Origin of the sequence: Promicromonospora citrea (assembly GCF_013004695.1) — a bacterium.
Classification (GTDB): Bacteria; Actinomycetota; Actinomycetes; order Actinomycetales; family Cellulomonadaceae; genus Promicromonospora; species Promicromonospora citrea.
Genome location: NZ_JABEMG010000192.1, coordinates 1 through 6,106, shown reverse-complemented (window position 1 = coordinate 6,106; position 6,106 = coordinate 1). Strand labels below are relative to the sequence as shown.

The 6,106-nt window shown below is 73.2% G+C and carries 6 protein-coding genes; 2 read left to right on the top strand and 4 right to left on the bottom strand.

The features are described 5' to 3' along the window. The coding region (locus HLB15_RS21825) for a hypothetical protein (RefSeq protein ID WP_212760219.1) at nt 1-885 on the bottom strand (885 nt) is incomplete at its 3' end. Between the two features lie 363 nt (nt 886-1,248). Here HLB15_RS21825 and HLB15_RS21820 point away from each other — a divergent pair. After that, nucleotides 1,249-2,805: a DivIVA domain-containing protein gene (locus HLB15_RS21820; protein WP_171108619.1), complete on the top strand. Its 1,557-nt coding sequence runs from the start codon at nt 1,249-1,251 to the stop codon at nt 2,803-2,805. Nucleotides 2,806-2,904: 99 nt separating this feature from the next. Here HLB15_RS21820 and HLB15_RS21815 read toward each other — a convergent pair whose 3' ends face one another. The 3 genes from HLB15_RS21815 to HLB15_RS21805 all read right to left on the bottom strand — a co-directional run bounded on the left by HLB15_RS21815 (nt 2,905) and on the right by HLB15_RS21805 (nt 4,932). Next, nucleotides 2,905-3,756: an alpha/beta fold hydrolase gene (locus tag HLB15_RS21815; protein ID WP_171108617.1), complete on the bottom strand. Its 852-nt coding sequence runs from the start codon at nt 3,754-3,756 to the stop codon at nt 2,905-2,907. Nucleotides 3,757-3,827: 71 nt separating this feature from the next. After that, nucleotides 3,828-4,595: an alpha/beta hydrolase gene (locus HLB15_RS21810; RefSeq protein WP_212760218.1), complete on the bottom strand. Its 768-nt coding sequence runs from the start codon at nt 4,593-4,595 to the stop codon at nt 3,828-3,830. 37 nt (nt 4,596-4,632) lie between these two features. Next, entirely contained in the window at nt 4,633-4,932 is a 300-nt protein-coding gene (locus HLB15_RS21805; protein WP_171108613.1) for an Rv1322 family protein, read from the bottom strand. A 139-nt stretch (nt 4,933-5,071) separates the two neighbouring features. Here HLB15_RS21805 and HLB15_RS21800 point away from each other — a divergent pair, with 139 nt between their 5' ends. Continuing rightward, a complete protein-coding gene (locus tag HLB15_RS21800; protein ID WP_171108611.1) occupies nt 5,072-6,040 on the top strand; it encodes an FKBP-type peptidyl-prolyl cis-trans isomerase in 969 nt (322 codons plus the stop codon). The last annotated feature ends 66 nt before the right edge of the window (nt 6,041-6,106 follow it).

The following is a 6,106-nucleotide window of genomic DNA, read 5'->3' as shown; positions in this document are numbered from 1 at the left end:
CCCGCCCGGGGGCGGGAAGGCGCCGGCGGGCGTCTGCTGCGCGGCGGCACCCGCCACCGGCTGCGGCTCGCGCGGCGCCGACGACGGCGCGTCCGGTGGGGCACCCGCCTCGTCGTGCCGGTCGCCGTCCACGCCGAACACCTCGCGGCGCGGCAGCTCGGAGTCGGGCCTGCGGGTCCGGACGGACGACGCGCGGTCCTTCTTCCGGGGAGACTTGCGGTTCGCGCTCCTGCGCGCCCCGATGGCCATGAAGACGCCGAGGATCAGGAGGAAGCCACCGCCCAGGACGCCGGGCCACAGGTACGGCGTGCTGCTCGGCCGGGGCCAGGTCAGCTCGAGGGTCGGGGCCTCGGCGTTCTCGCCCACGCCCGCCGCGAGCAGCACGACACGACCCGGCTCCTCGGTCCAGCGCATCGAGACGGCCGTCTCACCGCTCACCTCGGAGATCCACATGTCCGACCCGGCGGGGTCCGGGCCGCTGGCCGGCGGGGCGGGGGCGTCCGCCTGCTCGCCGGACTCCTCTTCCTCCCCGCCGTCGCCCGTCTCCTGCGTGGCGGGCGTGCCGGGCACGACGCGCAGCGTCTCCCAGGACGACAGGCCGGTCACGGAGTCGTACGGGTCCTCGCCCACCCAGCCGAGCACGTCGACGTCGGTGCCGAGGGCGAGCGTGACCTTCTGTCCCTCCGGCACGGTGGCACGCACGGTCACCTGGTCGTCGACCAGCCCGAGCACACCGGGCTCCGTCACGACCATGGTTCCGTCGCCGCTGGGGGTCGCGGTCGCGACGACGGTGTCGGACTCGCGCAGGACGGTTGCCGTCGCGATCCCGAAGCCGATCCCGCCGAGGCCGGCAAGGATCAGGAGGATCGCCAAGAAGCGTTGCACCACCGATTCCCTTCGGATATTGGGCCTGTGCCCGTTCGATCAGGTGGGTGATCCAGCATAGGGACGGATCGCGAGGCACTGTCCAATGACGGTCGTGCTTGTGCGGTTCGACAGATATTCGACAGGGATGCGGCGGGGATCCTCACTCTTCCTTCACGGACACGCCTCGACCGTCGGCACGCTGGGAGGCCGCGAGAGCCGACGAGAGTATTCCATGCAATCCGTACATTGCATCCGGGAGCGGTGTATCCACATCCGCACAAGACACGTATCCTGGGCGCCGGACGGGCCGTACCGAACGGCGTCCCACAGGGGGGAGCCTGACCCGCGCCTCACCAAGTCCCGACACTGGAGGTCTGCACCGTGTCCGACGAGCGCTCGCTCTTTCCGACTGCCATGCGCGGGTACGACCGCGACCAGGTGCACGCGCACCTGGACCGGCTGAACCACGCCCTCGAAGAGGCACGTCGTCAGGTCGAGGCTTCCGACGCCCGCGCCATGCAGCTCACGCAGGACCTCAACGAGGCCAAGCGCAACCTGCGCGAGACCGAGAAGCCCTCCTACGCCGGTCTCGGCTCCCGCATCGAGCTGCTCCTGCGCTCCGCGGAGGACCAGTCGACCGACATCATCAACCAGGCCAACCAGCAGGCCGCCGACATCATGGCACGCGCCAAGCTGTCCGCGGGCCAGGTGCGCTCGCGCGCCGAGGCCGAGGTCGCCGAGATGCTGGCCAGCGCCCGCCGCGAGGCCGAGGAGATCCGCACGACGACCGCCGCGGAGGCCGAGGGCCACCTGCTCGCCGCCCAGCGCCGCGCCGAGGAGCTGGTGGGCTCCGCCGAGCGCGAGTCCTCCCAGATCGCCAGCGCGATCGCCGCGGAGGAGAGCGAGCGCCGGGCCAGCCTGGAGCGTGAGCTCGGCACCCTGCGCTCGACCGTCGAGCGCGAGACCACGGAGCTGCGCGTCAACACCGAGCGCGAGGCCGCGGAGCTGCGCGCCAAGGTCAACGCGGACACCACCGAGCAGCGCGAGACCGCCGAGCGCGACTCGTCCGCCATGCTCGCCAGCGCCCGTGCCGAGGCCGAGCAGATCCTCTCCGAGGCGCGCCGCCAGGCCGCCGAGGCCGCGAACGCGGTCACGAGCGAGATGGAGGAGCTGCGCGAGCAGGCTCGCGCCGCCCTCGCCCAGGCCGAGCTCGACATCGCCACCCGCAAGGAGGCCGTCGAGAAGGAGCTCGCCGAGCGGCACGAGACCGCGAAGGCCGAGACCGCCAAGCTCGTCGCGACCGCGGAGGAGCACGCGGCGGAGGCGGAGAAGCGTGTCGCCGTCGCGCTCGAGCAGGCCGAGAAGATCCGCTCGGAGTCCGACGTCTACGTCAAGGACCTCGTGGCCGACGCCCGCAAGTCCGCCGACCGCATCGTCGCGGAGGCCCGCGAGTTCGCCGAGCAGACGATCGACGACGCACGTGCCGAGGCCGAGGCCAGCCGGTCCGCCGCGCAGCACCAGCTCGAGGACCTCACGCGCCAGCACGACTCGATCAACTCCTACCTCGACGAGCTGCGCGGCATGCTCGGCGCGTCGGGCGACTCGACGCCCGCGAAGCCGGCGCTGCCGCCCAAGCCCGCGGGTCTCTCGGGCGCGACGCCGGCCCAGCAGGCGCGGTTCGCGGTCGTCGGCGACGGCACCGAGGCCGAGCCCGAGGTGTCCACCGACACGGGCTCGATGCCCGCGTCCATCCCGCCGAGCAACCCCACGCCCGTCCCGGTGGGCAACGCCACCGTCGTGATCCCGTCGGTCAAGGGCACCAAGGCCAGCACGAAGGCTGGCAAGAGCGCGGCCGACGCGTCGTCGTCCGAGTCGTCCGCCTCGGAGAACGAGGACGCCGACGAGCCGGTGGCCGAGAAGGCCGGCGCCTCGAGCTGACCGCTCCACGTTGACGAACGGCGGCCCTCCCCCGAGCGGGGAGGGCCGCCGTTCGTCCGTGCCGGGCTCTGCGCTCTGCCGCCGGCGCCGGCGGTCCGGTCAGTGGTGGGCCACGACCTGGTTGTGCAGGAGCCCGAGGGCCGCCGCGACCGCCTGCGGATCCTCCACCGGGCTCATGTGCCCGACGCCCGGGACGAGCGTGAGCGCGGCGTTGCCCGCCGTGCCGAGCGACGTCCCGGCGGCGGCGCGCACCATGTGCTCGGCCTCGGCGAGCGGCGTCACGGAATCCTCGGCGCCGACGACCACGGCGACCGGCGCGCCGAACCGGTCGAGCACGGCCGTGCGGTCCGGCCGGGCGGCCATCGCGCGCTGCGACCACGCGACGCTCGCCGGCGACTGCGCGCGGATCCACGAGTCCAGGACCGGAAAGAGCTGCCTGCGGTGGTCCGTGGTCGTCGGGCCCACGAGCGCCGCAGGCATGCCGAGCACGGCGTCGACGGTCTGGGTGTCGTCGGCGGCCGCAGCCACGTGCAGGCGCTTGGCCCGGGCCTCCTCGGTGTCCGCCGTGGACTTGGTGCTCACGAGGCCGAGGCCCACCACGAAGCCGGGGTGGCGCTCGGCCAGCGCGAGCGCGACGTACCCGCCCATCGAGTGGCCGACGACGACGGCGTTGCCCTCCCCCTCGGCGACCATCGTGCGGTAGACCCGGTCGGCGGCGTGCTCGATGCTCGGCGGAGCGCCGTCGAGGTCGCTGTGCCCCGCCCCGGGCAGGTCGACGGCGATGGCGCGCAGGCCCGGCGGCAGGTGCTGCGCGCACGCGGCCCACATGCGGTGGTCGAACGGGAAGCCGTGCAGCAGCACCAGCGGCACTCCCCCGCCCTCGTGCAGCGGGAACGTGGCGAGCGGGTCGCGGCTCGCCGCGTGGGTCGGAAGGTGGCTCGGTGAGGTCATCGTCGTCCTCCTGGATCCCTACCTGTCCTTGATATCTGCCATGGTGCGCCCCCGGTGCCCCGTCCGCCCGCTCAGGCGGTCCCGAGCGGACCGTCCCAGTGCGTGGGCAGCGGGAGCGGGTGGCCGGGCACCACGTGCGCGACGATCTCGTCGAGCACGCGCGAGACGGCGGGCTCACCGACCCACAGGTGCTTGGCCCCGTCGACACCGATGACCTCGGCCTGCGGCACGCGCGCGAAGCGACGGCGCGCCTCGTCGGGCCGCAGGTAGTCGTCCAGCTCCGGCACCAGGACGACGAGCGGCTTGCCGAACGCGGCCCAGCGGTCGAGGTCCTCGTCGGTCGCGCGGTGCAGCGGCGGCGAGAGCAGGATCGCGCCCTCGACGCTCGGCTCGGCGCCGTGCTTGAGGACGAGCTCCGTGCCGAACGACCAGCCGACCAGCCACGGCCGGGGCAGCCCCCGAACCTCGGCCAGCTCGATCGCCGCGGCCACGTCGAAGCGCTCGGCGTCGCCCCCGTCGAACGTGCCCTCGCTCGTCCCGCGCGGGGAGGACGTGCCGCGGGTGTTGAACCGCAGCACCGCCAGGTTCGCCAGGGCGGGAAGCCGCCAGGCCGCCTTGCGGTACACGTGCGAGTCCATGAAGCCGCCGTGGGTCGGCAGCGGGTGGAAGGTCAGCAGGCTCGCGGCGGGCTCGCTCTGCTCGGGGAGCGCGAGCTCGCCGACGAGCGTGAGGCCGTCGGCGGTGTGCAGCTCCACGTCCTCCCGCTGGGCGGGCAGGACCGTGAGCGAACGGATCTGGTGGGCACCGGTGGTCGCGTCGGGCGAGTCGTTCGAAGTCATCGGTCCCATTGTGCTCCTCGGGGCCGACGCTCCCGGGTCAGCGGAGGTGGGCGCGGCGCTGCCAGCAGCTCGTGTGCCAGTGTCTGCGGGCGTCCAGGCCGGCGTCGGGGCCGCCGAACCCGTCCGTGCGCCAGGCGACCACGTGCGCGGTGCCCGGCCGGACGTCCTGGCGGCAGGCCGGGCAGACGTACGTCTTGTCGGACGACCGGATGCGCTGCACGACCCACTCCCCGTCGGCCGCCGACTCGCTGCGGCGGCCGCCCGTCGCGCGGTCGACGTCGAGGGGTACGTGCCCGGCGGCGTACGGACGCTTGCTGGAGCGGCGCTTCGACGGCATGGCATCTATTCTTCCGCAGGGCGGAGAGGTCGGCTCGACCCCCGCCCGGAACCTGCTCACCGCCTGAAGGCCTCACTCATCCGAGCCCGCTAGAGTGTGGCGGTCCCCAGCAAGGCGCACACCGACCGAAGGATCATTCGTGAAGCACCGCACCACCGCCGGCCTCGCGGCCGTCGCGCTGGCATCCATCGCGCTCACCGGCTGCGCAAGCGGAGACAACTCCGCGGAGGGCGCGTCCGACGCCAACGTCTGCGAGGTCGAGCCCGCAGCCGAGACCTCGCCCGCGCCCAGCCCGTCGCCCGAGGACGTCAAGGCCGTCGAGGGCATCGAGGTCACCGGCCCCGTCGGCGAGGCCCCGAAGGTCTCCTTCAAGACGCCGCTCGAGGTGAGCAGCCCGTCGTCCCGCGTGGTCGACGAGGGCTCCGGCGACGAGCTGGCCGAGGGCGCGCAGGCGACCATCAACTACGTGGTCCTGGGTGGCAAGGACGCCAAGCAGACCTACTCCACGTGGGAGACCAAGAAGCCCGAGACGTTCACGCTGGGTGACCCGCAGTACGACCTGCTCAACGACCGCCTGATCGGCCAGAAGGTCGGCACGCGCATCGCCATGGCGAGCACCGCGATGGACCAGACGGTCCAGGTGACGGTCGTCGAGGTCGCCGAGGTCAACCAGATCCCGACCCGCGCAGAGGGCACCGCCGTCGAGCCCGAGGCCGGCCTGCCCGCCGTCGAGCTCGCGGACGACGGCCAGCCGACCGTGACCATCCCCGCGGACTACCAGGCCCCGAGCGAGCTCGTGGTGCAGCCGCTGATCGAGGGTGACGGGCCGAAGGTCACCAAGGAGCAGACCGTCACCGTGCAGTACGCGGGCTGCCTGCTCGACGGCACGTCGTTCGACTCCTCGTGGAGCCGCGGCACCCCGACGTCGTTCCCGCTCAACGGTGTGATCCCGGGCTGGACGAACGGCATCGCCGGCCAGAAGGTCGGCAGCCAGGTGCTGCTCGTCGTCCCGGCGGACCAGGCGTACGGCGACCAGGAGAACGGCGCCATCCCGGCCAACTCGACCCTGGTGTTCGTGGTCGACATCCTGGAGGCCAAGGCCGCCTGAGACATCGCGCACGGTGCGCACGCATCGCCGCTGGTCATGACCGAGTCGTGGCGGGTACCCGAGCCG

Bases quoted from the DNA above. Each gene is read 5' to 3' on its own strand.
- HLB15_RS21815 (WP_171108617.1), bottom strand. From the start codon at position 3,756: ATGACCTCACCGAGCCACCTTCCGACCCACGCGGCGAGCCGCGACCCG.
- HLB15_RS21810 (WP_212760218.1), bottom strand. From the start codon at position 4,595: ATGACTTCGAACGACTCGCCCGACGCGACCACCGGTGCCCACCAGATC.
- HLB15_RS21805 (WP_171108613.1), bottom strand. From the start codon at position 4,932: ATGCCGTCGAAGCGCCGCTCCAGCAAGCGTCCGTACGCCGCCGGGCAC.